The sequence below is a fragment of the Reyranella sp. genome (genome assembly GCF_052439685.1).
Taxonomy (GTDB): domain Bacteria; phylum Pseudomonadota; class Alphaproteobacteria; order Reyranellales; family Reyranellaceae; genus Reyranella.
The window spans coordinates 100,665-126,245 of sequence record NZ_JBQVQG010000015.1 but is presented as its reverse complement, the minus strand read 5'-3'; the positions used below and the strand labels follow the sequence as shown (position 1 = coordinate 126,245).

Genomic DNA, 25,581 nt, shown 5'->3' with positions numbered 1-25,581 from the left:
GGGCCTCTCACGACGCAAAGGAAGGCGGCATAGGGCACGGCGGCAGAAGCTTCTCCAGCACCCTGGCAACACCGAGGAGCTTCGCTTCGCCCCAGCGCTTGCCGGTGAGCTGCAGGCCGATCGGCAGGCCTTCCTTCGAGAACCCACAGGGCAGGACGATCGACGGCTGTCCCGTCAGGTTGGCCAGGAAGTTGTAGGCGGTGCCGGCGAAGAAATAGGGGTGGCCGACGCCGTCGATCTTGAGCGGCAGCTTCTGCGACTGCCGGACGAAGGCCGCGTCCGGCATTACCGGCATCAGCCAGGCATCGTAGTCGTCGAGGAAGGTCTCGCACTGACGCACGATGCGGTCCCGCCGGTCGAGCACGGCGAAGAACTGGGCCATGCTGAGGCGGGCGGCACGAGCGACCGATCGTCTGGTCGGATCGGGTGACTCGAGCCTGTCGAAATGACGCTCACGCTCGGCGAGCGGCCTCTCGCTCTGGATCATGTACTGGAACAGGTCCGACCAGTCGTCCCAGCCCTGCTGCCAGTCTAACCCGTCGGGCTCGGCATACTTCACCTTGGCGCCGGCCTTTGACAGCAGCTTCGCCGTCGCCTCCACGACCGACGCCGTAGCGGCCGAAACCTGCACCAGCGGATTGCTGGTCAGGACGGCAATGCGCAGCCCCTTGGCCGTGAGCTTCGGCGTCGACTCCAACGGCACGGGCGCCGCCTCGACCTCGTAGCCGTCCGGCCCGGCGATGATGCGAAGCGCGACCTCCAGGTCGTCGACCGAGCGCGCCAGCGGGCCGAAGGTCCCCATATAGCGGGTGATCCGCATCGCCCCCGGCAGGTCGGGCACATGGCCGTGTCCCGGCACGCGCCATTCGGTCGGTTTCAGCGAGAAGATGCCGTTGAAGTGCGCCGGATTGCGCACCGAACCGCCGATGTCGCTGCCCAGTTCCAGCGGTGACAGGCGGGCCGCCACCGCGGCGGCGCCTCCGCCGGTGGAACCGCCCGAGGTACGACGGTCGTCCCAAGGATTGAGGGTGGTGCCAAAAATCGGGCTGTCCGTCTGAAAATCTGCGCACAGTTCAGGCACATTGGTCTTGCCTAGGATTACGGCGCCGGCCGATCGCAACCGTGCGACGACGCTCGCATCCTCCCGGGCGACATTGTCTTTCAGTGGAAGATGACTGGAAGTCGTCTTGAGGCCGGCTATGTCGAACGCTTCCTTGATGGTGATCGGCACGCCGTGCAACGGCCCGAGTTTCTTCTTGCTTCGGGCGCGATCGGCGGCGCGGGCGGCCTTCATCGCGCCCGCCTCGTCGACCAGCACGACTGCATTGAGCGCCCCGTTCACACGCGCGATCCGCTCGAGATGAGCCTTCGTCGCCTCCACCGCACTCAAACGCCCGTTTCGTATCGCGCGTGCAAGCCGCGTCGCGGTTTCGAAGCACGGATTCATGCATGTCTCCTTTGAGTGCGGCGACACTAGCCGCCGCTACCCCGGCCCGGCTATAGAGCCCGAAGATTTCTTGGGGACGCCATGAGCCTGGGTAGTAAAACCCTGTTCGTGACCGGTGGAAGCCGGGGCATCGGACTGGCAATCGCACTGAGGGCCGCACGAGACGGCGCCAACATCGCCATCGCGGCGAAGACGGTCACGCCGGATCCGCGCCTGCCCGGCACGATCTTCACCGCGGCGGAGGAGATCGAGAAGGCCGGCGGCAAGGCGCTGCCAACGGCCTGCGACATCCGCGACGAGCAGAGCGTCGACAAGGCCGTGGCGGACACCGTCGCGAAGTTCGGCGGCATCGACATCCTGGTGAACAATGCCAGCGCCATCAGCCTGACCGGCACGCTCGCCACGCCGATGAAGCGTTACGACCTGATGCACCAGATCAATGCGCGCGGCACCTTCATGGTCTCCCAGAAGTGCATTCCGCACCTGCTGAAGGCCGCCAACCCGCACGTGCTGAACCTGTCGCCGCCGCTCGACTTCGACGTCAAGTGGTTCGCCAATCACGCCGCCTACACGCTCGCCAAGTACGGCATGTCGGTCTTCGCCTGGTCCATGGCCGAGGAGTTTCGCGACAAGGGCGTCGCCTTCAACTGCCTGTGGCCGCGCACCGCCATCGCCACGGCAGCGATCCAGAACATCCTGGGCGGCGAAGAAGGCATGAAGCAGTGCCGCAAGCCCGAGATCATGGCCGATGCCGCGCACGCGATCTTCAGCCGCCCGGCGCGCGACTGCACCGGCAACTTCTTCATCGACGACGAGGTGCTGGCGGCCGAGGGCGTCACCGATCTCGACAAGTACGCCGTCTCGCCCGGCACGCCTCTGATGCCCGACTTCTTCGTGCCCGCCCCCGGCGCGCGCACCGTCGTCGGAAAGGCCTAGCGCGTGGCGACGTTCCTGCTGGTCCATGGCGCCTGTACCGGCGGCTGGTGCTGGGAGAAGGTCGTGCCGCTGCTGGAAGCGGCCGGCCACAAGGTCTGCGCCCCCGACCTGCCGGGCCTCGGTAACGACCAGACGCCCCCCGCCAACGTCACGCTCGCCGACAATGTCGAGAAGCTCGCCCGTCTCCTCGACAAGATGGAGGAGCAGGTCATCCTGGTCGGCCATTCCCTGGGGGGCGTCACGATCAGCCAGCTCGCGGAGGCGCGGCGACGCAAGATCAAGGCGCTGGTCTATGTCTGCGCCTTGCTGCCGACGTCGGGCAAGAGCGGCAGGGACATGACGGCGCTGGAGTCGGACACCATGTTCCGGTTGTCGCGGCAGGTCAGCCCAGACGGGAAGACCTACACGTTCGCGCGCGACAAGCTGCCGAGCCTGTTCTACGCCGACGTCTCGCCGGAGGATCGCTACAAGGCGATGCAGCGGCTGCGGCCGCAGCCGCTCGCCATCTCGACGACCCCACTGACCCTCACCGAGGAACGCTTCGGCTCGGTGCCGCGCTGGTACATCGAGTGCATCCATGACAACGCCATCCGCATCGCCCTGCAGCGCACGATGGCGAAGGAGACTCCGTGCAAGATGCTGCGGCTGGAGTGCGGCCACTCACCGTTCTTCAGCAATCCCGAGGAACTCGTCGAGCATCTGGAGATGATTGCGGCGAGCTAGGCGCGTTCGAACGCGCCGGCGGGCGGCAGCGCCTTCTGAGGCGCGAGAGCCCGCACAGTTCTGATGGCGCACCTAGTCGAAGAACGCAAACGCCCGCGCCTCGATGCTCTGCCGCGGCCGCGGGTTGGCCGGTGACGTCGGATCATCGAAGGCCGAATGCAGCGAGAAGCGCGCACGGCCGTCCTTCAGCGAATCGTAGCACTTGATCAGGATCGCTTCGTTTCGCGTCATCTTCGGGAAATAGAACCAGCGATGATCGGCGTTGTAGACGCCCTGGTAGATCTCGCCCGTGCGGTCGGCATAGACCAGGTCGCAGACGGCGAGGTCGCGCGGCGCGATGCTCTCGGAATCCACGAAGCCGAGCGGCGCCATCTCGATCGGCTCGTGATCGATGTTGCGCCAGACATTGTACTCGGCGAAGCGCTTCTGGAGGCGCCGTTCAGCCTCCTCCGGCGAGAGCAGGTCGCGTACCCGCTGCGGGCCCGACTTCTCGGTATAGTCGTTGTGCACGCTGCGCACCGGCGTCCGTAGACCGCGCTCGACGGCGCGATCCGCCGTGCGCACCGTATGGTCGAACACCACCACCTTCGACGCGCCGGTCTCACGCTTGATCAGCGCCTCGACCTCGGCGTGGTACTTCGTGCGCACGTCCTCCTCGTCGTAGAAGTCGCGCACCTCGGTGTCGTGGCGCGTCAGGATGAAGGCCTGGCGATCAAGCGAAAGATCGCGCACGATCGAACGGGCATCGTGGACGCGCACCGTGAAGTTGCGGTAGTTGCCCTCGCGCCGCGGCAGGCCCGTGCCGTACGGCGGATTGTAGGTCACCGGCTTGATGCTGAGATCGGCCAGATAATTCACCGGCGCTTCGACCCAGCCGGCGAGCGGCGGGCGCAGAGCGGTAGATTCGGCGGTTCGGACGTCGACCATGGTTTCACCCGTGACTTGCGTTTGCTCCCTTTAGGTCGTGTGGCTTTAGCCGCTTAACACCCCTCGGGCTCACGAGAAGAATTCATGGGGTCATGTCGGCGTTCAGGCCGCGAGTTCAAGAATCTCCATGACCTGATCCGGTCCCTCGATGGGCCGCGGATTGTTGAGCACTGCCCGATCGTGCATCGACTTCTCGGCGATCTCGCGGAAACGGTCCTTGCCGACGCCGACTTCGGAGAGGCGTCCTGGCAGGCCGAGTTCCTTCACCAGCCCTTCCACCAGATCTCCCGCCGCCGCGCCGGGTTGTCCGAAGGCCTCGCCCACCCGCTTCTGGCGCTCCGCGTTGGCCGGCAGGTTCCAGCGCAGCACAGACGGCAGCATGACGCAGGAGGTATGGCCGTGCGGCACGTGGCAGGCGGCGCCCAGCACATGGCCGATGCCGTGGCTCGCGCCCACACCGACGCCCGACGTGCCGGCGCCGATCGACAGCCACATGCCGAACTGCAGGTCGAGCCGTGTCGCCATGTCGTCGGGGTTCGTCTTATGCGCCGGCAGGGCGCGGGCGAGCAGCTTCAGCGCTTCGGTGGCGGTGCCCAGCACGAACGGATGCGCCTGCTGCGAGCAGAGACGCTCGACCGCATGGTCGACCGCCTTCAGGCCGGTCGAGAGCATCAGCTCCATCGGCGTCGCCAGGGTGGCAGCGGGATCGAGCACGATGACCCGCGGCACGATCAGGCGATGGCCGAAGCTCTCCTTGATGCCCTTGCGCGGATCGGAGATGCCGGCAAAGGCGTTGAACTCGGCGGCCGACAGCGTGGTCGGCACGGCGATCATGCGGATCGCGTCGGCCGGCGGCTTGATGGCTTCGGACGGCGGCGCGGCGCCTCCCTTCGGCTTGCCGGCCCGATGGGCATCGAGTTCGTCGACCGTGGTCACGTTCTGCCACAGCGCGATCAGGATGGTCTTCGTGGCGTCAATCACCGAGCCGCCGCCCACGGCGACGATCAGGTCGGCGCCGGCCTTGCGCGCCATCTCGGCGCCCTCGACGACGCAGGGCCGCGGCGAGTGCGCGGTGATGCCGGCATAGGTTCCCGCATGCAGGTCGCCGAGACCGTCGATCACGGACGCCAGCAGCGCGCTCTGCGCCACCGATTTCGACGTCGTGATGAACACCTTCTTCGCGCCCAGCCGCTCCGCCTCGGCCCGCAGCGCGGCGCCCGCCGGCTTGCCGTAGACGACGCGTTCGATGTCCTGATGCCCGTGGATGCCGTTCAGCATTTTTAGTTTCCTCTCTCCTCATCCTGAGAGCTTGTGAGCGATTGGGCAAACTCTCGGGGTGAGGTGGTGGGCTTAACTCAAGTGCCGTCGAAACAGAGCCAGCATGCGTTCGTAGTGCTTTTCGCGCGCGGCCTCGTGCAGATTGCCGCGGTCCGAGAAGGCGTAGCCGTGATGCGTGCCCGTCTCGGTCTCGACCCGCGACGGGAACGGCGCGGACGCCAGCAGCTTTTCGAATTTGGCGACGTCCGACAGCGGCACGTAGGTGTCGTGCTCGGCGAAGGCGTAGTAGCCCTCGGCCATGATGTTCCCCAGCATCAGATGCGGCGAGTCGGGCTTATCGGTGATGAGGCGCGTTCCGTAGTAGGACGCGAAGCAGCCGATCCGGTCGGGATGCGCAGCCGCCGCTGCGGTGACGAAGGCACCGCTCATGCAATAGCCGACGAGGCCCACCTTGCCGGACTTGGCATCCGGCAACGTCGGCAACACGTCGAGCACCGCACCCGTGTCCGCCGCGACCTTCGCGTTCGAGAGCGTCTCCATCAGGCCAAACATGCGCTTCAGGTTGGCCTCGCCATCCGGATGGTTGCGGGTCGGGCCACAGACGAATTCGCGCGTGCTGCGATGGTAGAGATTGGGCAGAAGCACGTAGTAGCCGGACTGCGAAATCCGCCGGCAGATTTCCCTCAGTCCCTCGCGCACACCCGGCGCGTCCATCAGCATGATGACGACCGGCAGCGCCCCACCATCATCGGGCCGCACCGTGTAGGTGTTCAGGGCGCCATCTTGCGTGGCGATATCAAGCTCGCGTTCGATCATGCCCGGACGGTACCGGGCTCCGGCCCCATGGTCTATAACCCCGCCTCCTGTCTAAATCCGAGGAGTGGAACGAGATGCCGGTGGCAAATGGGGGCGCGCTCGACGGCCTGAAAGTGATCGACCTGTCGCGTGTGCTGGGAGGACCCTATTGCGGCCAGATGCTGGCCGACCACGGCGCCGACGTGATCAAGATCGAGCCGCCGCAGGGCGACGAGACCCGCACCTGGGGCCCTCCGTTCGACGCTGAGGGCGTCTCCGCCTACTTCGCCGGCATCAACCGCAACAAGCGCACGATCGCGCTGGACCTCTCCAAGCCCGAGGGGCGCGAGGTGCTGCTGAAGCTGCTCGAGACCGCCGACGTGCTGATCGACAACTTCAAGACCGGCACGATGGAGAAGTGGGGCATCGGCTACCACGACGTGCTGGCCGCCAAGTTCCCGCGGCTGGTCCATGCCCGCGTCTCGGGCTTCGGCGCCGACGGACCGCTGGGCGGCTTCCCGGGCTACGACGCCATGGTCCAGGCCTCGGCCGGCCTGGTCTCGGTCAACGGATCGCCCGAGGGTGGCCAGGTCCGCATCGGCGTGCCGGTTGTCGATCTCTCGACCGGCATGAACGCCACGATTGGCATCATGATGGCGCTCTACGAGCGAAACCGTTCCGGCAAGGGCCAGTTCGTCGACGCGACGCTCTACGACAGCGCGATCGCGCTGCACCAGCCGCATGCACCGAACTATTTCATGGCCGGCCTCAAGCCCAAGCTCGTCGGCAACAGCCATGCGAGCCTGGTGCCCTATTCCAACTTCCCGACCAAGACGCGCAACATCGTGGTCGGCGCCGGCAATGACGGGCAGTTCCGGAAGCTGACGCAGATGCTGGGCAAGCCGGAACTGGCCGACGATCCCCGCTTCAAGACCAACAAGGAGCGTGTGGCCCATCGTGCCGAGCTGGAGGCCGAGTTGCGCGCGCTGCTCAAGGACCGCGACGCCAACGAACTCTCGCAGGAGCTGATGCGGGGCGGCGTGCCCTCGGCCGCGGTGCTGGAAGTCTCCGACGTGATGGAGGCTCCGCACACCAAGCATCGCGGCATGGTGTGGGAGAAGGACGGCTGGCGGAACGTCGGCAATCCCGTGAAGCTCTCGCGCACCCCGCCCAAGGTGCGTACCAAGCCGAAGAAATTCGGCACCGACACCAAAGCGGTGCTCCAGGAGGTCGGCTATTCCGCCGCCGAGATCGACAAGCTCGTCGCGTCCGGCATCGCGCTGACCGAAATCAAGAAATAGGGGAAGACCGATGTTCCAACCCGACCTGCTGAAGGGAAAGCGCATCCTGGTCACCGGCGGCGGCACCGGCCTCGGCCGATCGATGGCGCACCGCTACCTCGAACTCGGCGCCAACGTGATCATCTGCGGCCGCCGCGAGGACGTGCTGAAGGAGACCGCGGCCGAGCTTGCGAAGGAGACCGGCGGCGAGATCGAGACGGTGGGCTGCGACGTCCGCATCCCCGACGCCGTCGAGGCGATGATGGACAAGATCTGGGAGAAGCGCCCGCTCGACATCCTGGTCAACAATGCCGCCGGCCAGATCCTCGCCCAGACCCACAAGATGTCCTCGCGCGCGATCGACGCCGTGCTCGGCATCGTGCTGCACGGTTCGGCCTACTGCACCGTCGCGGCCGGCCGCCGCTGGATCGATGCCGGCGAGCGCAACAAGGTGGTGATGTCGATTCTCACGGTCTCGTCGCTGACCGGCGCGCCCTTCACGGTGCCCTCGGCGATGGCCAAGGCGGGCGTGCTGGCGATGACCAAGAGCCTGGCCGTCGAATGGGGTCCCAAGGGCATCCGCACCTGTGCGATCGTGCCCGGCCCCTTCCCGACCGAAGGCGCCTGGAGCCGCCTGATGCCCAAGGAGCGCGGCGGCAACGAGGACATGATCAAGGCGATCCCAATGCGCCGCACCGGCGAGCATATCGAACTGGCCAACCTCGCCGCCTTCCTGGTGAGCGACGGGGCGGCCTACATCAACGGCGATGCCATCGTCATCGACGGCGGCAAGATGCTGCAGTCGGGCGGCGGCGGCGCCAACACCTCGGCCATGCTCGACTGGACCGACGAGCAGTGGGACGCGCTCCGGCCGAAGAAGAAGTAGTCAGGGCGCGGGGGCTGGAAGGTCGTTCTCGTCGGCCTTCCGGCCCGCCGCGATCCACGCGACCAGCAGGTCGTAGAAGACCGACAGGACCACCGGACCGACGAACAGGCCGATGAGGCCGCCCGCCAGCGTGCCGCAGATGACGCCGGCCACGATCACCGCCATCGGCGTCGGCAGGCCACGCGCCATCAGGATGGGTCGCAGCACATTGTCGACCAGCAGCAACGGCAGCGTATAGGCGGTGAACAGGCCGGCATGCAGGGCCGGCAGGTACATCCAGGTCCAGATGATCACCGGGATCATGACGATGTTGGGCCCAACCTGCACGATCGCCAGCACGAGGCAGACGAAGGTGATGGCGCCGGCGAACGGTACGCCCGCCACCAGCATGCCGATCGCCAGCAGTACCGACTGCAGGAGGGCGATGCCGATGACGCCCTGCGACACGTTGCGGATGGTCGAGCCGGCGATCTCGAGGAAGTGCCGGCCGCGCGCCTCGGCCACCCGCACCGCGAGGGCGCGCAGCGTTCCCGTCAACTCGTCGGAATAGGCCAGAAGGACCCCTGCCACGACGATGGCACCGGCAAACTGCAGGACGCCGAGAAAGACTCCCGCCGCGATGCCGCCGACCCAACGGCCGACCGAGGCCAGCTGGCCGACATGAGCGGTCACGAGGGCTTTTACGTCGTTGGAGGCGTTCAGCCAGAAGTCGTAGACGCGGGCGCCGACCATAGGCCAGTCCTTCACCGATTCGGGCGGCGGCGGCACGACATGCTCGCCGCGCAGCAGCATCCGCGCATAATCGTCGAGGCTCCCCACGGCGGAGGCCGCAAGAAGGACGGCGGGCGTCAGCAGCAGCAGGAGCATCAGGATCGAGAACAGCGAGGCCGCGACTCCATCCCGCAAGTGCAGGCGGCGTCGGGCGAAATCGAACAACGGATAGACGGCCACCGACAGGATGATGGCCCACATCATCAGGGCCGCCACCGGCTGCAACAGGAGCAAGCTCACATAGATGACGGTGGCGATCAGCCCGAGGCGGATCGCGACGTCGATCGTGAATCGCGTGACGTCCGCCCTGCCTTTTTCCGTATCGATCATCGCCGTCTCCGCCCTCCGTTGGCGGGGACGGTTATCGCACAGCGGCAGGCTTGGCGGTATCGATCACGCGGACCGCGTCGCCATTGGCCAGCCCGTCCGGCGGGCTCTCGATCACACGATCCTGGGCGGTGAGACCGCTACCGATCTCGACGATCTGGCCAAGGTCGCGGGCGATGGTGATCGGCTTCAGGACGACCTTGCTGTTGGCGTCCACGGTGGCCACTCGCAGGCCCTTCTGGTCGAAGATCAACGCTCCCGATGGGACGGCCAGCGACTGCATGCTCGAGGGCAGCTCGATCCGGGTGTTGGCGAACGCACCGGGCATCAACTCTCCGTTGGCATTGTCCACCACGACCTGCATCCGGGTCGTGCCGGTCTGGGCATCGACCGCACGTGCCGACGCCTCGACGACGCCGGTGTAGACCTTGCCGGGATATTCCGGGACCGTGATCTGCACCGCGCTGTTCAGTTTCACCGCCGGCACGTATCTCTGCGGAATGCTGACGTTGAGGCGGAGCTTGTTCACGTCGGAAATCACGAACAGCGCCAGGCCGGAGCTCGATTCCGCGCCGATGAGCGCCCCGACATCGGTGTTGCGGGTCGTCACGATGCCATCGAACGGCGCGGTGATGCGCTTGAATGCCGACAGCACTTCGAGCCGGTCGACGGCTGCCTGCGCCGCCTTGGTCAGGGCCTGCTTCACCGTGAGGTCTCCGGTCTTCTCGTCGACCGTCTGGCGCGACACGGTATTGGCGCCGCCGAGTTGCTGCCAGCGCCCGGCCGTCACGGTTGCCAGCTGCTCGGAGGCCTGGGCGCTCGCGAGCGACGCCTTGGCCTGCAGGAGCTGCTGGTCGAGATCGGGGGCCTCGATCTCGGCGAGGAGCTGGCCCGCCTTTACCGGTGCGCCGATATCCACGTACCAGGCCTTCAGGAAGCCGCCGACGCGGGCGTAGATCGGCGCGCGCGAATAGGCCTCCAGGCGGCCCGGCAGATCGAGCGACGTCTTGTTCGCCCCCGTGGTCGGGTTGAGCACGCTGACGGTCGGCACAGCCTGGGCGTCGGTCCATTCCTTCAGCCTGGCCTCGCTGGCCTGCCGGCTCCAGATGCCGTTGACCACGACGGCGCCCAGGCCGAGGGCCGCGGCGATCCCGAACAAGGCGAGCCCCCGGCGCGACCGCGGCTTGGGCACTGCAGGAGGGGTATCAGGCGACATGAGGTGCTCCGGGGACGGCGGCGTCAGCTTTGTCGGCCGCCCTGCCATGGTTTCGATGGACGAGGCTGAAGACCACCGGGACGAAGATCAATGTCGCGATGGTCGCAAAAATGAGGCCGCCGATGACCGCCCGGCCGAGCGGGGCGTTCTGCTCGCCGCCCTCCCCCATGCCCAGCGCCATGGGGGCCATGCCGATGATCATGGCCAGCGCGGTCATGATGACGGGACGGAAGCGCACGAAGCCGGCGTCGAGCGCGGCCGCCGTGGCGTCGCCCAGCTCCGTCAGTCTCTCGCGGGCGAAGGAGATCACGAGCACGGAGTTCGCGGTCGCCACGCCCATGCACATGATGGCGCCGGTCAGCGCCGGCACCGAGAGCGTCGTATCGGTGGCGAACAGCATCCACACGATCCCCGCCAGGGCGGCCGGCAGGGCGGTGATGATGACGAACGGATCGCTCCACGACTGGAAGTTCACCACGATCAGCAGGTAGATCAGGACGACCGCGCCCACCAGGCCGAACAGCAGGCCCGAGAACGCCGATTCCATGGTCTTCACCTGTCCCTGGACCTTGACCGAGCGGATGCGCGGCGACTGGAGCGGCGCCAACTCGGCCACGACAGCGCGCACGTCGGCCGCCACCGAGCCGAGGTCGCGGCCTTGGACCGCGGCATAGACCTGCACCATGCCCTGGAGATCGTACTGCGAGACCACAGCGTTGGCGGTGTCGCGCCGGATGTCTGCAACGCCGCCCAGCACCTGCAGCTGCGAGGCGGTCGGCGCCATGATCGGCAGGTTGCTGAGCGACGCCAGCGAATCCAGCCGGTACTGCGGCGTCTGCATGACGATGTTGTAGGTCACGCCGTTCGCCGGATTGAGCCAGTAGGTCGGCGCCACCTGGCTGGAGCCCGCGAGATTGACGACCAGCGAGTTGGTGACGTCGCGCGTCGTCAGGCCAACAGTCTGGGCACGCGAGCGGTCGATGTCGACGGCGAAGACCGGCGCGCCGCGCGCCTGCTGGATGCGCGCATCGACCACACCGGGAATCTTGCGGATGCGCGCCAGCAGCCTGTTGGCGTGCTCGAAGCCGGCGCCGATATCGGCGGTGCGGACCTGCACGTCGATGGGCGACGGCGCGCCGAAATTCAGGATCTGGCTGATGATGTCGGCGGGCAGGAACGAGAAAGTGAAGCCGGGAAACAACTCGGGCAGACGCTGTCGCAGCTCGGCGACGTATGCTTCGGTCGGCCTGTGGTCCGGCGTCAGCTTGATCTGGATGTCGCCGTCCTGCGGCCCGATCGTGCCCGTATTGTTATAGGTCGTGTTGATGCCGCTGACCGGCATCCCGACATTGTCGGCCATCGTCGCGATCTGATTCGAAGGGATGATGGTGCGGATCGCCTTCTGGATCGCCACGAACTGATTGGCGGTCTCTTCGACCCTCGTGCCGATCGGTCCGCGCACGTGCATCAGGATCTGGCCGGAGTCGACGGACGGGAAGAAGTTCCGGCCGAGGAACGGCACCAGCGCGAACGACCCCAGTACGAAGGCCATGAAGCAGACGATGAACACTGGCCGGTTGCGCAGCGCCAGCCCCAGCAGGTCGTGATAGACGGCGCGCAGACTCTCGAACTGCGTCTCGAAGCCGCGCTGGAAACGCACAAGCGGATTGCGCGAGCGCGGCGGCTCCGCGCCGTGGGCGTGCACGGCGTGCGGCTTCAGCAGGTAATTCGCCATCGTCGGCACCAGGGTGCGCGACAGGATGAACGAGCAGACCATGGCGAACATCACCGCCATTGCCATCGGCACGAACAGGAAGCGCGCCACGCCCTCGAGGAAGAACATCGGCACGAACACGATGCAGATGCAGAGCAGCGACACGAAGGCCGGCGCCACGATCTGCTGGGCACCGTCCATGATGGCGGTCTCGACGTCCTTGCCCTGCTCCAGGTGCCAGTTGATGTTCTCGATGGTGACCGTGGCATCATCGACCAGGATGCCGACGGCGAGCGCCAGCCCGCCCAGGGTCATGATGTTCAGGGTCTCGCCGAACGCCGCGAGAAGCGCGATCGAGCCCAGGATCGCCAGCGGAATCGAGATGGCGATGATCACCGTCGACCGCCAGCTACCGAGGAACAGCAGGATCATCAGGCTGGTCAGGACCGCGGCCAGAACGGCCTCGTGCGCCACGCCCGACACGGCTCCTTCGACGAACAAGGACTGGTCGCCCAGGATCGCGAGCGACACGTTCTCAGGCAGCGCCTTCTTCAGTTCCGCCACCCGCTCCTTGATCCCGGCTATGATCGCGAGCGTCGAGGTGGCGCCGTTCTTCAACACTGCCAGCAGCACCGACCGGCCGCCGTCGACATGGACGATGTTCTGCTGCGGCGGGTTGCCGTCACGCACCTGCGCCACGTCGCGCAGGTAGACGACCGTGCCGTTGGCGGCGAACACGGGGATATCGGCCAGGGCGTTGAAGTCGACCGGGGCGTTGTTGAGCTGGATGGCGTACTCGTGACCGCCGATCTTCTGGGTACCGACCGGCGTCAGCAGGTTCTGCGCCGCCAGCGCATTGGCCACGTCGGCGGCCGACAGGCCGCGCGCCTGCAGGGCCGCCGGGTCGAGGTCGATCTGGATCTGCCGGAACTTGCCGCCGAACGGGAACGGAATGGCCGCGCCCGGCACCGTCACCAGCGGCGTGCGCACCGTGTTGATCGCCAGGTCGAACACCGCCTGCTCCGAAACGCCCTTGCCGGCCAGCGCCAGCTGGATGATCGGCACGGTCGCGGCGTTGTAGTTCAGGATCAGCGGCGGCGTGATGTTGGGCGGCATCTGCCGCAGCACGGTCTGCGCGATCGCGGTGACCTGAGCGTTGGCGATGCTGATGTCGACGCCTGGCTGGAAGAAGACCTTGACGATGCCGATGCCGGTATAGGACGTGCCCTCGATATGCTCGATGTCGTTGACGGTGGTGGTGAGCGAGCGCTGGAAGTTCAGCATCACGCGGCCCGACATCTGGTCGGGTGGCAGGCCGGTGTACTGCCAGACCACGGCAATGACGGGGATGCGGATTTCGGGGAAGATGTCGACCGGCGTGCGAAGGGCCGCAAGCGGCCCGACGATCAGGATCAACAGTGCCATCACGACGAACGTATAGGGCCGCTTGAGCGCGACCCGCACCAAACCGATCATCCAGACTGTACTTTCACCCGATTGAGCCGCCTCGCTCCCCAGCCTCGGCAGCTCGCGCATCGGAACATGGCTCTTCTGACCTGTCGAGACGAGATTCCCCCTGCTATGCGCATGGCGGTGCGCTACGCTTGCATGACAACGACTGCGCGGGGGATCACGGGAAATGGCCGAGTACGACTACATCATCGTTGGCGCGGGTTCGGCGGGCGGCGCCTTGGCGGCGCGGCTCACGGAAGTACCGACCAACAAGGTGCTCCTACTGGAGGCCGGCGCGGCCAGCCATCCCTACTCCCGCATGCCGCTGTCCTTCGGCCTGCTGATCGACAACCCGGCCGCGAACTGGCTCTACCAGTCCGAGCCCGAACCCGGCACCGCCAACCGGGTAATCCCGGTGCCGCGGGGCAAGGTCCTGGGCGGGTCGAGCTCGATCAACGGGCTGGTCTGGGTGCGCGGGCAGCCGCTCGATTTCGACACCTGGGCACAGATGGGCTGCCGCGGCTGGAGCTGGCGCGACGTGGCGCCGCTCTTCACCCGCATGGAGAACTTCGTCGACGGCGACGGCTCGAACGGCCGCGGCACCGACGGGCCGCTCAAGGTCTCGACCGTCCCCGACCAGAACCCGCTCTACGACGCGCTGTTCGAGGCGTCGAAGGCTGCCGGCTTCAAGACCAACCCGGACTACAACAGCGAGGACCAGGAAGGCGTCGTGAAGACGCAGACCTCGATCTACAAGGGCCGGCGCATGAGCGTGGCGCACTGCTACATCGAACCAGCGATGAAGCGGCCCAACCTGCACGTCGTCACGAACGCCCACACGCTGCGCGTCCTGCTCGAAGGCAAGCGCTGCGTCGGCGTCGAGTACGAAAAGGATGGCAAGACGGTACAGGCCAAGGCGAAGGAGACGATCCTCTCGGCCGGCGGCGTCGCCAGCCCGCAGATCCTCGAACTCTCCGGCATCGGCCAGCCCGAGCTCCTGAAGAAGCACGGAATCGAGGTGAAGCACGAGTTGAAGGCGGTCGGCGAGAACTTCCGCGACCATATCAACGCCCGCATCATCTGGCGCCTGAAAGTGGCCAGCGTCTCCTACAACCACATGGCGCGCGGCATCGGCGCCGTGACGCAGATGATGAAATACCTCGCCACCGGCGGCGGCTTCATGAGCCTGCCCTCGGCGCCGCTGCTGGGCTTCCTGAAGACGCGGCCGGAGCTCGAGACGCCCGACGTGCAGATGCATCTCGTGCCCTATTCGATCAAGGACCCGAAGACCCGCAAGCTGCAGGACTTCCCGTCAATGACGATCGCCTGCTACCAGCTCCGTCCCGAGAGCCTCGGCTCGATCCACATCCGCTCGGCCGATCCCAAGGCCCATCCGGCGATCCGCTTCAACTTCCTCGCCGACAGGATCGATCAGGATGCGATGACTGCGGGCTTCCGCATGATGCGCAAGATCGTCGATGCGAAGCCCATGGATCCCTACCGCGACGAGGAGTTCTCGCCCGGCCCGTCGGTGAAGTCCGACGAGGAAATCCTGACCTGGATCCGCAACAACTCGCAGACCGCCTATCATCCGATCGGTACCTGCCGCATGGGCCCCGAAGGCCCGAACACGGTGGTCGACGACAAGCTGCGGGTGCACGGCATCCAGGGCCTGCGCGTCGCCGACGCCTCGATCTTCCCGACCATGCCCTCGGGCAACACCAACGCCCCGTCGATCATGGTCGGCGAGAAGATGGCGGATATCCTGAAGGGCGCGGCCTGAGCCGACTTAAACCACGACCGGCTTGCCGCTGATGAGGGCGGTGCCGGTCATCGCGGCGACCAGCTTGCCGTCGCCGCGCACGACGTCGATGCGGTAGTTCGAGGCCTTGCTGGAGCGCGAGATCTCGACCGCCGTGGCGGTCAGCACGTCGCCCAGCCGCACCGCCACGCTGTAGACGATGTGCGCATCGATGCTGCCCGAGACGACGCCCTGCGAGTTGCACGCATAGCCAAACGCGGCGTCGGCCAGCGTGAAGGTCAGGCCGCCATGGCCGACGCCGTTGAAATTGAGATGGCGCTCCTCGAGCGCGACCCGGGTCACGGCGCGGCCGAGCGAGGCCTCGACGAATTCGATGCCGAGGGTGCGGGTGAAGGCATCCCGCCGCGCCAGTGCCGAGACGTCGATCATTCCGCGGCCTGCCGCATCCGTGGCGTCGCAGCCGCGATGGCGGCCAGCGTCTTCGCCAGCGATTCGCCCTCGGGATCGGCCAGTGCTGCGACGCGGGCATTGGCAACCGCGTCGGCCGCCGCGCGCGGGGAAAGCCGTCCAGCCAGGGCTGGCGCGATCACCTCGTCGGCGATGCGGCGGTAGTTGCCGAGACCGCGTTTATAGGTGTCGCCATAGCCCTTGATGAGACGCGCCGATTCGGCGATCTCACGCGCGAGATCGACGCCCAACGGCGAGGCGGTGCGGATCTGTCCCAGCCAGCGCTCGATCTCTGCCTGCTCCTCGACATAGCGAGACGTGCGTGGCCGCCACCAGCGCAGCCCCGCGACGAGCCGCAGCCGTGCAAATCCGAGGATGGTCGTCGTGCGCACGTGCATCGAAAAGTAGGTCTTGCCGAGGCGGCCGGTGCGCTGTCCCCAATCCATGACACGGCGCGCCAGCGACGGCGGCAGGAGGGCCGCGATCTCCTCGATCCCCGGCTTGAAATGCTCGGTTATCTGCAGCGGCTCGTGATCCTTCGCCCGAACCTCGACGCGCACGCGGGTCAGTCGCTCGGCCGAGGTCTTGGCCTGAGCAACCCGGATCACGTCCTCGAAAGACATGCGCACAGCGAGATGACGCGCGACCTCGCGCAACAGATCGGCGGCGCCCAGCGCGTGCATCGGGTCGAGCCGGTCAAGGTAGAGCGTCGCGTAGTGTCGGTCCTGATAGGCGGTGAGGCGGCGGATCCCCTCCTCCACCACATCGAGACTGGACGCCGGATAGGTGCGTCGCGCCCGCTCGATCAGATCCTCGACGCCCTGCGCCACCGTCTGACGCTTGCGATGCTCGCGCACCGCCTGCTCCAGCTCGCCGCGCGCATGGCCGCGCCCGAAGGCGAAGGCCGCGAGGTTGGTGTCGACAGATTTGCCGGCATGGCGGATCGCCGCCTCGAAAGCGCTGTCGGGAATCGGCAGCTTGCCCGAACCAGCCAGCGCGCCCAGCAGCACCGCGTTGATCACGCCGCCGGATTCCTCGGCGGCCTGGTCCATGTCGAACAGGATCTGCTCGCGGCTGCGCTCTTTCACCGCGCGCAGCAGCCGCCCGACGTCAAAGCTGCCGTCGCCCATGGCCATGCGCTCGCCGATCGCCAGCACGCGATGCGTCGAGGCGATCAGGGTCGTGCGGTCGGGCGTCACGAAGCCGTTGAAGATCATGCGGCCGGCTTCCAGCAGCTCGGTCGCAAGTGCGACGTCGACCTCGCCGATCGCCGGATTGAGCGCCAGCACGGACGACGGTGCGGCACCTGGCGGCATCAACTCGACATAGTAGGTCGTGGCGCCGGTGCGCTGCGCGACGCCCGGGATCTGCGTCGCCTGAACGCCAAGCCCGCGGCTCTGCGCCGCTGACACGATCCAGTCGCACAGCACGCCGCCGCCGTCGCCGCCCAGCGCGCCAATCAGGATCGTGACGGGCTTAGGCACTTGCCATGGCTCCGATCACCTTCGAGCGAACCTTCCACTTCAGGCGATCCCACCAGGTCGCGTTCTGGACGATGTCCGCCCTGTAGAAGGACGGGCAGAGCACGGCGGCGTCCGCCACTTCGCCGCACAGGCCACAGCCGACGCAGCCATTGTTGACGCTCGCCACCGGATCGCTGCGCAGCGGGTCCGGACTGGGCTTCACCACCAGCGACGGGCAGCCCGAGAGCCGGATGCAGGAATGGTCGCCGGTGCAGACCTCGTCGTCGACACCGTAGCGCGTGCGCACCACGCGCTCGCCGCGCTTGAGCTGGGCGGCGATCTGCGGGCGGATGCGACGCTGACGGGCAAGCTGGCACTCGCCATCGGCAACGATGACCTTCAGCCCCTTGTCGTCCGTGCTCATCGCCTCGCGCAGGGTCTTGAGCATCGTGCCGACATTGTAGGTACGGATGGTGCGCAGCCAGCCGACTCCCATCGCCTTCAGGGTGGCGGCGATGTCCGACGTCGTCTCGCCGTCGCGGCGGTTGCCCGATGTGTTGGGAATGAACTGCGCCCCGGTCGCCGAGGTGTAGCCGTTCTGCATGATGACCAGCACGCGGTCGCCGCGATTGAACATCGACGAGGCGACGCCGCTCAGCAGTCCGTTGTGCCAGAAGCCGCCGTCGCCCATCACCGAGATCGTGCGCTTCTGCATCACCGGGGCGACCGCGCCGGCGGCGGCCAGCGACATGCCAAAACCCAGGATCGAATTGCCGAGATTGAACGGCGCCAAGGTCGCGAACGAGTGGCAGCCGATGTCGCTCGATATGTGGACTTTGCCGACCTCGCGCTCCAGCAGCTTGATCGCCGAAAAGACCGGCCTTTCGGGACAGCCGGTGCAGAATCCGGGCGGACGCAGCGGCAACGGCCCGCCCAGCAGGCGTTGCGCCTCGGCGCGCCCCGCACGTGCCGCCTCGAAGCGCTCGCGCGGTTTGCTCAAGTCGATGTCGTTGGCCGACTGAGCGAAGAATTTCAGCAGGCCCTCGGTCACCACCTCCGCCGTGTACTCGCCGGCCATCGGCAGCACGTCCTTGCCGTAGACCTTCGTGTCGATGTCGCGTTTGCGCAGCAGGACATGGATCGCCTGCTCGATGTAATCCGGCGCCCCCTCCTCGACCACCAGCACGGCGCGCTTGCCCCGGCAGAAATCGGCGATCTGGTCGGATGCGAGCGGATGCGTGACGTTCAACACCAGGGTCGGAATCTTGCCCTCGACCTCGAGCCGGTCGAGGCCACGCACCAGCACGTTGGTGATACCGCCCTGCACGATGATGCCTAGGTCGGAGCGCTCGCCCGGGAGGTGTTCGTTCAGCCCGTGCTCGACGATGAAGCGCTCGGCCGCGGGCTGACGGACCTCGACCTTGATCTTTTCGTGCGCATAGGTCGATGGCGGATGGGAGATGCGGTCATAGTTGTGCGCCGCGGGCTCGGCGAGCCGATGGTTGCGCGAGATGGCAGGCGGCACGTTGTCCCTGGCCACGAACTCACCGGTGACGTGGCAGGCGCGGATGCGCAATTCCATCATCACCGGCGTGTTGGTCGCCTCGGAAAGTTCGAACGCCTTCTCGGTGCAGCGCACGATGGTCGGCAGCGACGGCCGCGGGTCCATCAGCCAGAGCGAGGATTTCAACGCATAAGCCTGGGTGCGTTCCTGGATGACGGAGGCGCCCTCGCCGTAATCCTCGCCGACCACGATCAGCGCGCCGCCGATGACGCCGGGCGAGGCAAGGTTGGAGAGCGCATCGGCTGCCACGTTGGTGCCGACGATCGACTTCCAGGTGACGCAGCCGCGCATCGGGTAGTTGATCGAGGCACCGAGCAGCGCCGCGGCGGACGATTCGTTCGTGCAGGTCTCGAGATGGACGCCGAGCTCGTCCAGCAGGTCCTGCGATTCGACCAGCACGTCGACCAGATGCGAGACCGGCGCGCCCTGATAGCCGCCGACATAGGCGACGCCGGATTGCAGGATCGCCTTGGTGACCGCGAGAATGCCTTCGCCGCGGAAGATTTCGCCGTCGCCCAAGCGCAGCGCACGGACTTCCTCGGTGAAGGAACGCTCGGGATTGGTCCGCTGGGAAACGGGAAGTCGGGCTGCCGGCTGGTCGAGCATGGCGGAAGTATAGGGGCTAACGCCGGACGCGACGATCCCGTTTGGAATCCCGCACGCCCTCGCGCCGCGCCTTTGCCAGCAGGGCGCGAAACGGCACGAGGAGTTTCTCCCGTACTGCAGCATCACCTTCGAGGACCTGCAGCGCGAGCGCCACGGCCTCCAGCGTCGACACGGCATCGGGCCGCGCCTCGCGGCGCAGGTCGCCGTAGAGCGACGGCGCATCGGGCACCACGACGAAGCGGCGCAACTTTGTCAGCCAGGCGTTGCGCCACCACAGCGCCTTGGCCTGCGCCCAGTTGCCGTCGAGCGCGATCAGCCCCTTGAGACTGGCGCGCGCGGCTTTCTGGTCAGGCAGCGGCTGGCCCTTGCCATCGATCGCGACCAGCGGTGTCGTTTGGCCTGTGGTCTGCGTCGAGCCGAGATAGAGCACACCCCAGTCGCGCGGCTCGGCCGGCTCGCCCAGCGCATGGGCGAGATTTCGCCACGACAGGCCGACGACGACTTTGGCGTTGGCAAGCGCCCCGGCCAGCAGGCCGGCCGTGCCCAGCACGCGGTCCTGCTCCTGCGGGTGCTGCAGCACCAGGATCGAAACCTTGTTGTCCACCGTCTCCGACATGGCCGAGGTATAGCCTCCCGGCTAGGGTCGCGCGATGCCCGTTACCACTCTCGTATTCGATAGCGTGACCAAGCTGCCGCCGGAAGCCGATGGCGCGGTCGTGATCGGTGCCAGCCATGCTGCCGTGTATGCCGCCTACATGTCCGCAAGGTTCGGCTGCCGTGCCGCGATCCACCATGATGCGGGCATCGGCAAGGACGAAGCCGGCGTCAGCGGCCTCGCCTATGCCGACGGGCTGGGCATGGCGATGGCCGCCGTGGCCACGGACAGCGCCCGCATTGGCGACGGCTTGGACCTGCAGGCCCGTGGGATCATCAGCCGCGCGAACGGGCTCGCCGCGGCGTGCGGGGTGGCGCCGGGTATGTCGGCCCGCGAGGCGGCCGAACTGCTGAAGCAGGCGCCGTGGCCGCACACGATGCCGCCCGCCAAGGGAGAAAGCCGCCATGAGGTCGAAGGCGCGGTCTGCGCCGACTCGGCGACGCTGTTGCTGCCGGAGGATCGCGGTCGCATCGTCGCGACGGGCAGTCACGGCGCACTCAACTCCTACAGGGCGACGGCGCCCTTCCGGCCGTTGCTCCTGATGTTCAACGATGCGGGCTTCGGGGCCGACCGCGGCGGGGTGCTGGCGCTGCCCGAACTGGACAAGGAGGGCATCGCCGCCATCGCAGTCGCTGCGCACTCGGCCCGCATCGGCGACGGCCGCTCCACATTGCAGGACGGAACGATTTCGGACGCCAACACGGCCGCATACCGGCTCGGCGCGCGGGTGGGAGGCTCTGCGCTTGCACTCGCGCGCACGCTGGCCGAAAAGTCAGGACAAAGCTGAACGGGAGACGCTTGGGGCATGGCCGTCGTCAATGTGAAGTCGGAAATCGCCGGCAATGTCTGGAAGATCCAGGTCAAGGCGGGGGATCGGATCGAGGCCGAGGGCGAGATTATGATCCTCGAATCGATGAAGATGGAAATTCCCGTCCTGTCGCCCAAGGCGGGCGTCATCAAGGAACTCAAGGTCAGCGAAGGCGAGGCAATCGGCGAAGGCCAGCTCGTGGCCGTCCTCGATGCGTAACAGCGCCGTCGCCACCGACCTCGCCAAGCTCTGGGCTCCCGACAATCTCCGCCGCTCTGCACCGGGCATCGCCCTGTGCGCGGCCATCGCGGCCGTCGCTTACTATGCCGACACCAGGAGCCTGCTGCGCTTCGGCGCCGTGTGGGTCCCGCCGCTGATCCTCACCTTGATCATCGGTATGGCATTGCAGCCGCTGTCGGCCAGGCCCGCACTGAAGCCCGGCCTCGAATTCGCCGGCCGCACCCTGCTCCGCATCGGCGTCGCCCTGCTGGGCGCACGCCTGACCCTCGGCAATCTCGTCGAGGGTGGCGCGCTACCGATCGTCGTGGCCGTCGCGGCGGTCGGCTGCACCATCGTGTTCGGCGCCTGGGCGGCGCGCCTGTTCGGCCTCGGCCAGAATTTCGGTCTGCTCACCGGTTGCGCCACCGGAGTCTGCGGCGCGGCCGCGGCGATGGCGGCGTCGGCCGTGCTGCCCAAGCACGAGAACTCGGACCGAGACCTCGCTTTCACCGTGATGGGCGTCAACTTCCTCAGCACGGTGGTGATGGTGATCTACCCGACGCTGCGCGAGGTGCTGGGCTTCTCGCTGTTCGAGATGGGTGTGTTCCTGGGCGGCGCGATCCACGACGTGGCACAAGTCGCGGGCGCCGGCCAGACCATGGGCCCGCAGGTGCTGAGCGACGCGATCATCACCAAGCTGTTGCGGGTGGCGGCCCTGCTGCCGGCCATCGCCGGTATCGCCTGGTGGGTCGCCAAGAGCGGCGGCCCACAGACCTCGGCCCGCCCCACCCCGCCGGTCTTCCTGTTCGGCTTCCTGGCGCTCGCCGCGCTGAACTCGCTGGGCGTCATTCCCGCCGCCGTGCGCGACGCGGTCGGGCAAGTCTCCGCCTTCCTGATCATCACCGCAATTGCGGCGCTGGGCATGAAGACGTCGCTGCTGGCGCTCGTTCGCATCGGCATGGCTCCGGTGATGCTGCTGATCACCGAGACGATCTTCGTCGGCCTGCTGGTCGTCGGCCTGATCTACGGCCTGAGTGCCGCGGGACTTTAAGTCCCGGGCTTGGTGCCGGTCGCCTTCACGACCGCGCCCCAGGTGTCGATTTCATTCTTGATGAACTCGGCGAACTGGATGGGCGTGCCTGGCGCCGGCAGGGCCGCGCGCTGCTCGATCTGCTTGATCACCGCGTCGTCGTTCAGGAGCGTCTGCATGTCCCGGCTGACCTTCGCCACGATCTCGAGCGGCGTCCGCGCCGGCGCAGCGAGGCCCGACCAGCCGGCGGCATTGAAGCCCGGGATGGTGGCCGCAATCAGCGGGATCTTGTCGAGCGGCGGCGGCGCGGGGCGCGACGTCGTCACGGCGATCGCCTTGATGCGTCCGTCCTTGATGGCATTGAGCGCCGACGCAGTGCTGTCCATCATCAGCTTCACATGCCCGCCGAGCAGGTCGGCCATCGCCGGTCCGCTGCCCTTGTAGGGAATATGCACGATGTCGACCCCGGCCTTGAGCTTGAACAGCTCCATGGCGAGATGCTGCGAGGTACCGGGGCCTGCCGAAGCGTAGGACAGCTGCCCTGGCTCCTTCTTGGCGAGCTCGATCAGCTCGGGCAGTGTGTTCACCGGCAGGCTGGGATGCGCCACGATCACCAGCGGCACGAGGAAGATGTTCGAGATCGGCAGGAAGTCGGTCAGCGGCTTGTAGGGCAGGTCCGGATAGAGGCTGGGATTGACGCCGAAAGTCCCGCTCGACACGACCATCAGCGTATAGCCGTCGGGCGCCGCCATCTTGCCGTACTCGGTGGCCGGGATGCCACTGCCTCCCGCCTTGTTCTCGACGATGACCTGCTGCTTCCACTTTTCCGACAGCTTTTCCGCCATCAGGCGCGCGAATATGTCCGCGGCCTGCCCCGGCGGAAACGGCACGACGAAGCGCACGGGCTTATTGGGCCATGCGGATTGCGCGATGGCCGGAGCGGCAAGCGCTGCGCCCGCCGCTCCTGCGAACGCCATGACATGGCGACGCGTCGGATTCATCTCTGGAGCCTCCCACTTCGTTTCGAGTGACAGGGTAGCACAGGCCCCCGAAAATGACCGCATGACAGGCAGGATTCACATCGCTCCGCCCCGCGATACGGAAGATTTCGACGCCATCGCCGAACTGGTCCGCGAATATTCGCGGTCGCTGGCGTTCTCCCTCGACTATCAGGGTTTCGAAGCAGAACTTGCAGACCTGCGGGCAAAGTATGGCCCGCCTGGCGGCGCCCTCCTTCTGGCTCGGGTCGACGGTGACCCGGCCGGAACTGTGGCGCTGCGCCAGCTGGAGCCGGGCATCGGCGAGATGAAGCGGCTGTATGTCAGACCAGGCTTCCGCCGGGAGCGCACCGAAGCCGGAAACTCGATCGGTCGCGAGCTCGCGGTTCTCATCGTCGAGGCAGCACGCGCCTGCGGTCACCGACGTCTCAGGCTGGACACAATCGGCCCTCAAATGGAGCCGGCGATCAGGCTCTATCGGACGATGGGCTTCACCGAGATCGCGCCCTATTACGCCAGTCCGGTGCCCGGCACCGTTTACATGGAGCTGGTCCTTTGACCGATCGCTTCTTCGAGGATTTCAAGGTCGGCGACCGCTTCATGAGCGGCGGCATGACGATCACCGAGGCTGCCATCATCGACTTCGCCCGACAGTGGGATCCGCAGCCCTTTCATACCGACCCCGAGTTCGCATCGAAGTGGACGTTTGGCGGCCTGATCGCATCCGGTCTCCACACGATGGCGGCAACGCTGCGCCTATGGCTCGATCTCGGCGTCTTCCGTGCCTGCAGCCTGGGCTCTCCCGGCATCGGCGAGGTTCAGTTTCCCCGGCCCGTCCGTCCAGGCGACACGTTGCGGGTCGTATCAGACATCGTCCAGCTCCGGCCTTCGGCCTCGAGACCGGATCGCGGGATTGCCAAGCTGCGCCAGGTCACGATCAACCAGCGCGGCGAGCAGGTCATGGAACAGGAGACAACGGTCTTCCTGAAGCGCCGCCCGGGCCCCTAACGCCAGGCGAAGACCGGCTGCTCGTAGTGGTCGACCCGCGTATCGCGGCCCGCCAGCGCCACTTCCCGGAACTGGAACAGCAGCGCCGCCGTCGGAGCATTTACCGTCGCCACGGGCAGAGGCAGGCGGATGATCGGGCGGTCTGACTCCTCGATCGCCACGATCTCGGGCGAGCCCTCGCGGAACAACTCCCCGCAGCCAATCCGGTAGGCGCCCGCCACTTCCGAAGGATTGGGCGTCAGCGTAACGCCGGACGCCCATACCACCACCGGCGCGATCAGGTAGCCCGACCGGGTCGGATAATCGTCGAGCGTCCCCAGTATGTCGTCGGTGGAGGCCAGCACGCCCAGCTCCTCGTGCAGCTCGCGCAAGGCGGTCTGCTCGATCGTCTCGCCGGGATCGACCCGGCCGCCCGGCAGGGCCCACTGGCCGCCGTGGGCCCGAAGCTTCGGCGTACGCCTCGTCAGCAGGAACGCCGCCTCGCCGGGTTCGTCGGCTTCAGCGATGACGATGGCGACGGCCGCGCGCTTCAGGCCGCCGGCATCGACGCGACGTCGCAGGTCGAAGCGCTCCAGATGCTCCGTGACCTTCGCGCGCAAGGCCTGATCGAAGGGAATCGGGCTCACGGGCCGGAGGGTCTCCGGAACGTCCAGACCACGGCGGGCGGCATGTTGCGCCATATGCGCGATCCGCGCGTGCCGACGAGCCGCAGCGCCTGCGACAGGCTACGCGGCACCGGCTGTGCCGGGCCGTAGGTAAACTGCACCAGGGCGCCGCCGCGCGGCAGGGCGTCGAACACGCCCTCCACGATACCGCGCACCACGTCTGCAGGGAGCGACAGAAGCGGCAGGCTCGACACGACGGCAGATACCGAACCGATCCCCTGTTCAGACAGGATCTTCGGCAGCCGGGCGGCATCGCCCTCGACGATCCGGGGCCCGTTGAAATGGCGACGCAGGAAGGATGCGAGTTCGGGATCGCGCTCGACCAGGGCAAGCCGTTCGGCAGGGATACCCGCCGCCAGCAGCGCCTTGGTGACCTCGCCGGTGCCTGCGCCCAACTCGATCACGTGGCCGTCGCGGCCCTTCATCTCGGCGAAAGTCGTCCGCGCCATGGCTTCGGCCAGCAGCCGACCGCTCGGCACGACCGCACCCACTGCAAACGGCCGGCGTAGCCAGCGTTTCAGGAACAGGGCAGTGCCGGCGCGAGAGCCGAGGTTGTCACGAGTCTCGATCGGGGGCATGGCGGAACGCTAACAGACGCCTTTCC

Annotated in this window: 24 protein-coding genes; 10 read left to right on the top strand and 14 right to left on the bottom strand. The window is 67.0% G+C overall.

Features of this window, described 5'->3' with window-relative positions; all coding sequences use genetic code 11:
- Positions 1-7 precede the first annotated feature (7 nt).
- Positions 8-1,447, bottom strand: coding sequence for an amidase (locus tag ACT6UX_RS19195; RefSeq protein WP_444776756.1), 1,440 nt, complete (start codon positions 1,445-1,447; stop codon positions 8-10).
- Positions 1,448-1,528: 81 nt separating this feature from the next.
- Between ACT6UX_RS19195 and ACT6UX_RS19190 the strand changes: the two genes are divergently transcribed.
- Positions 1,529-2,383 carry an SDR family oxidoreductase gene (locus ACT6UX_RS19190; RefSeq protein WP_444776755.1) on the top strand — a complete coding sequence of 285 codons (855 nt, stop codon included), beginning with the start codon at positions 1,529-1,531 and terminating at the stop codon, positions 2,381-2,383.
- Between the two features lie 3 nt (positions 2,384-2,386).
- A complete protein-coding gene (locus ACT6UX_RS19185; protein ID WP_444776754.1) occupies positions 2,387-3,106 on the top strand; it encodes an alpha/beta fold hydrolase in 720 nt (239 codons plus the stop codon).
- A 72-nt stretch (positions 3,107-3,178) separates the two neighbouring features.
- On the opposite strand, the gene ACT6UX_RS19180 is transcribed toward ACT6UX_RS19185, so the two are convergent.
- The 3 genes from ACT6UX_RS19180 to ACT6UX_RS19170 all read right to left on the bottom strand — a co-directional run bounded on the left by ACT6UX_RS19180 (position 3,179) and on the right by ACT6UX_RS19170 (position 6,127).
- The gene (locus tag ACT6UX_RS19180; RefSeq protein WP_444776753.1) at positions 3,179-4,033 is read right to left on the bottom strand and encodes a CmcJ/NvfI family oxidoreductase; all 855 of its coding nucleotides are present in this window, start codon (positions 4,031-4,033) and stop codon (positions 3,179-3,181) included.
- Positions 4,034-4,135: 102 nt separating this feature from the next.
- Complete coding sequence (locus ACT6UX_RS19175; protein ID WP_444776752.1) at positions 4,136-5,311, bottom strand: iron-containing alcohol dehydrogenase; 1,176 nt, start codon at positions 5,309-5,311, stop codon at positions 4,136-4,138.
- Positions 5,312-5,383: 72 nt separating this feature from the next.
- Positions 5,384-6,127 (bottom strand): dienelactone hydrolase family protein, encoded by a 744-nt coding sequence (locus tag ACT6UX_RS19170; RefSeq protein WP_444776751.1) that lies wholly within the window; start codon positions 6,125-6,127, stop codon positions 5,384-5,386.
- 74 nt (positions 6,128-6,201) lie between these two features.
- Between ACT6UX_RS19170 and ACT6UX_RS19165 the strand changes: the two genes are divergently transcribed.
- Positions 6,202-7,407: a CaiB/BaiF CoA transferase family protein gene (locus tag ACT6UX_RS19165; protein ID WP_444776750.1), complete on the top strand. Its 1,206-nt coding sequence runs from the start codon at positions 6,202-6,204 to the stop codon at positions 7,405-7,407.
- Positions 7,408-7,417: 10 nt separating this feature from the next.
- Positions 7,418-8,272, top strand: coding sequence for an SDR family oxidoreductase (locus ACT6UX_RS19160; protein ID WP_298313881.1), 855 nt, complete (start codon positions 7,418-7,420; stop codon positions 8,270-8,272).
- Here ACT6UX_RS19160 and ACT6UX_RS19155 read toward each other — a convergent pair whose 3' ends face one another.
- From ACT6UX_RS19155 to ACT6UX_RS19145, 3 genes are read right to left on the bottom strand one after another with little or no spacing between them, the layout of a single operon-like run.
- Positions 8,273-9,373: an AI-2E family transporter gene (locus ACT6UX_RS19155; protein ID WP_444776749.1), complete on the bottom strand. Its 1,101-nt coding sequence runs from the start codon at positions 9,371-9,373 to the stop codon at positions 8,273-8,275. It abuts the gene before it with no gap.
- Positions 9,374-9,404: 31 nt separating this feature from the next.
- Entirely contained in the window at positions 9,405-10,586 is a 1,182-nt protein-coding gene (locus tag ACT6UX_RS19150) for an efflux RND transporter periplasmic adaptor subunit (protein WP_444776748.1), read from the bottom strand.
- Positions 10,576-13,776 (bottom strand): efflux RND transporter permease subunit, encoded by a 3,201-nt coding sequence (locus tag ACT6UX_RS19145; RefSeq protein WP_444776765.1) that lies wholly within the window; start codon positions 13,774-13,776, stop codon positions 10,576-10,578. Before ACT6UX_RS19145 ends, ACT6UX_RS19150 begins: the two co-directional genes overlap by 11 nt.
- Positions 13,777-13,939: 163 nt before the next feature.
- Between ACT6UX_RS19145 and ACT6UX_RS19140 the strand changes: the two genes are divergently transcribed.
- A complete protein-coding gene (locus ACT6UX_RS19140) occupies positions 13,940-15,535 on the top strand; it encodes a GMC family oxidoreductase (RefSeq protein ID WP_444776747.1) in 1,596 nt (531 codons plus the stop codon).
- Positions 15,536-15,541: 6 nt separating this feature from the next.
- On the opposite strand, the gene ACT6UX_RS19135 is transcribed toward ACT6UX_RS19140, so the two are convergent.
- From ACT6UX_RS19135 to ACT6UX_RS19120, 4 genes are read right to left on the bottom strand one after another with little or no spacing between them, the layout of a single operon-like run.
- A complete protein-coding gene (locus ACT6UX_RS19135; protein ID WP_444776746.1) occupies positions 15,542-15,943 on the bottom strand; it encodes a PaaI family thioesterase in 402 nt (133 codons plus the stop codon).
- On the bottom strand, positions 15,940-17,445 hold the full coding sequence (locus ACT6UX_RS19130) for an indolepyruvate oxidoreductase subunit beta family protein (RefSeq protein ID WP_444776745.1): 1,506 nt from the start codon (positions 17,443-17,445) through the stop codon (positions 15,940-15,942). The genes ACT6UX_RS19135 and ACT6UX_RS19130 overlap by 4 nt, the downstream gene beginning before the upstream one ends.
- A complete protein-coding gene (locus ACT6UX_RS19125) occupies positions 17,438-19,594 on the bottom strand; it encodes a thiamine pyrophosphate-dependent enzyme (protein ID WP_444776744.1) in 2,157 nt (718 codons plus the stop codon). Before ACT6UX_RS19125 ends, ACT6UX_RS19130 begins: the two co-directional genes overlap by 8 nt.
- Before the next feature lie 16 nt (positions 19,595-19,610).
- On the bottom strand, positions 19,611-20,210 hold the full coding sequence (locus tag ACT6UX_RS19120) for a tRNA-uridine aminocarboxypropyltransferase (RefSeq protein WP_444776743.1): 600 nt from the start codon (positions 20,208-20,210) through the stop codon (positions 19,611-19,613).
- A 64-nt stretch (positions 20,211-20,274) separates the two neighbouring features.
- On the opposite strand from ACT6UX_RS19120, the gene ACT6UX_RS19115 reads away from it, so the two are divergent.
- From ACT6UX_RS19115 to ACT6UX_RS19105, 3 genes are read left to right on the top strand one after another with little or no spacing between them, the layout of a single operon-like run.
- Positions 20,275-21,036: a hypothetical protein gene (locus tag ACT6UX_RS19115; RefSeq protein WP_444776742.1), complete on the top strand. Its 762-nt coding sequence runs from the start codon at positions 20,275-20,277 to the stop codon at positions 21,034-21,036.
- An 18-nt stretch (positions 21,037-21,054) separates the two neighbouring features.
- Positions 21,055-21,276, top strand: coding sequence for a biotin/lipoyl-binding carrier protein (locus tag ACT6UX_RS19110; protein ID WP_444776741.1), 222 nt, complete (start codon positions 21,055-21,057; stop codon positions 21,274-21,276).
- On the top strand, positions 21,269-22,327 hold the full coding sequence (locus tag ACT6UX_RS19105; RefSeq protein WP_444776740.1) for a YeiH family protein: 1,059 nt from the start codon (positions 21,269-21,271) through the stop codon (positions 22,325-22,327). The genes ACT6UX_RS19110 and ACT6UX_RS19105 overlap by 8 nt, the downstream gene beginning before the upstream one ends.
- On the opposite strand, the gene ACT6UX_RS19100 is transcribed toward ACT6UX_RS19105, so the two are convergent.
- Positions 22,324-23,307 (bottom strand): Bug family tripartite tricarboxylate transporter substrate binding protein, encoded by a 984-nt coding sequence (locus ACT6UX_RS19100; protein ID WP_444776739.1) that lies wholly within the window; start codon positions 23,305-23,307, stop codon positions 22,324-22,326. The two genes, ACT6UX_RS19105 and ACT6UX_RS19100, sit on opposite strands and share 4 nt — an antisense overlap.
- Positions 23,308-23,368: 61 nt before the next feature.
- On the opposite strand from ACT6UX_RS19100, the gene ACT6UX_RS19095 reads away from it, so the two are divergent.
- Positions 23,369-23,863: a GNAT family N-acetyltransferase gene (locus ACT6UX_RS19095; protein WP_444776738.1), complete on the top strand. Its 495-nt coding sequence runs from the start codon at positions 23,369-23,371 to the stop codon at positions 23,861-23,863.
- A complete protein-coding gene (locus ACT6UX_RS19090) occupies positions 23,860-24,312 on the top strand; it encodes a MaoC family dehydratase (protein ID WP_444776737.1) in 453 nt (150 codons plus the stop codon). Before ACT6UX_RS19095 ends, ACT6UX_RS19090 begins: the two co-directional genes overlap by 4 nt.
- Here ACT6UX_RS19090 and ACT6UX_RS19085 read toward each other — a convergent pair.
- Together ACT6UX_RS19085 and ACT6UX_RS19080 are read right to left on the bottom strand one after the other, a co-directional pair.
- Complete coding sequence (locus ACT6UX_RS19085) at positions 24,309-24,938, bottom strand: NUDIX hydrolase (protein WP_444776736.1); 630 nt, start codon at positions 24,936-24,938, stop codon at positions 24,309-24,311. The two genes, ACT6UX_RS19090 and ACT6UX_RS19085, sit on opposite strands and share 4 nt — an antisense overlap.
- Positions 24,935-25,555 (bottom strand): class I SAM-dependent methyltransferase, encoded by a 621-nt coding sequence (locus ACT6UX_RS19080; RefSeq protein ID WP_444776735.1) that lies wholly within the window; start codon positions 25,553-25,555, stop codon positions 24,935-24,937. Before ACT6UX_RS19080 ends, ACT6UX_RS19085 begins: the two co-directional genes overlap by 4 nt.
- Positions 25,556-25,581: the final 26 nt, after the last annotated feature.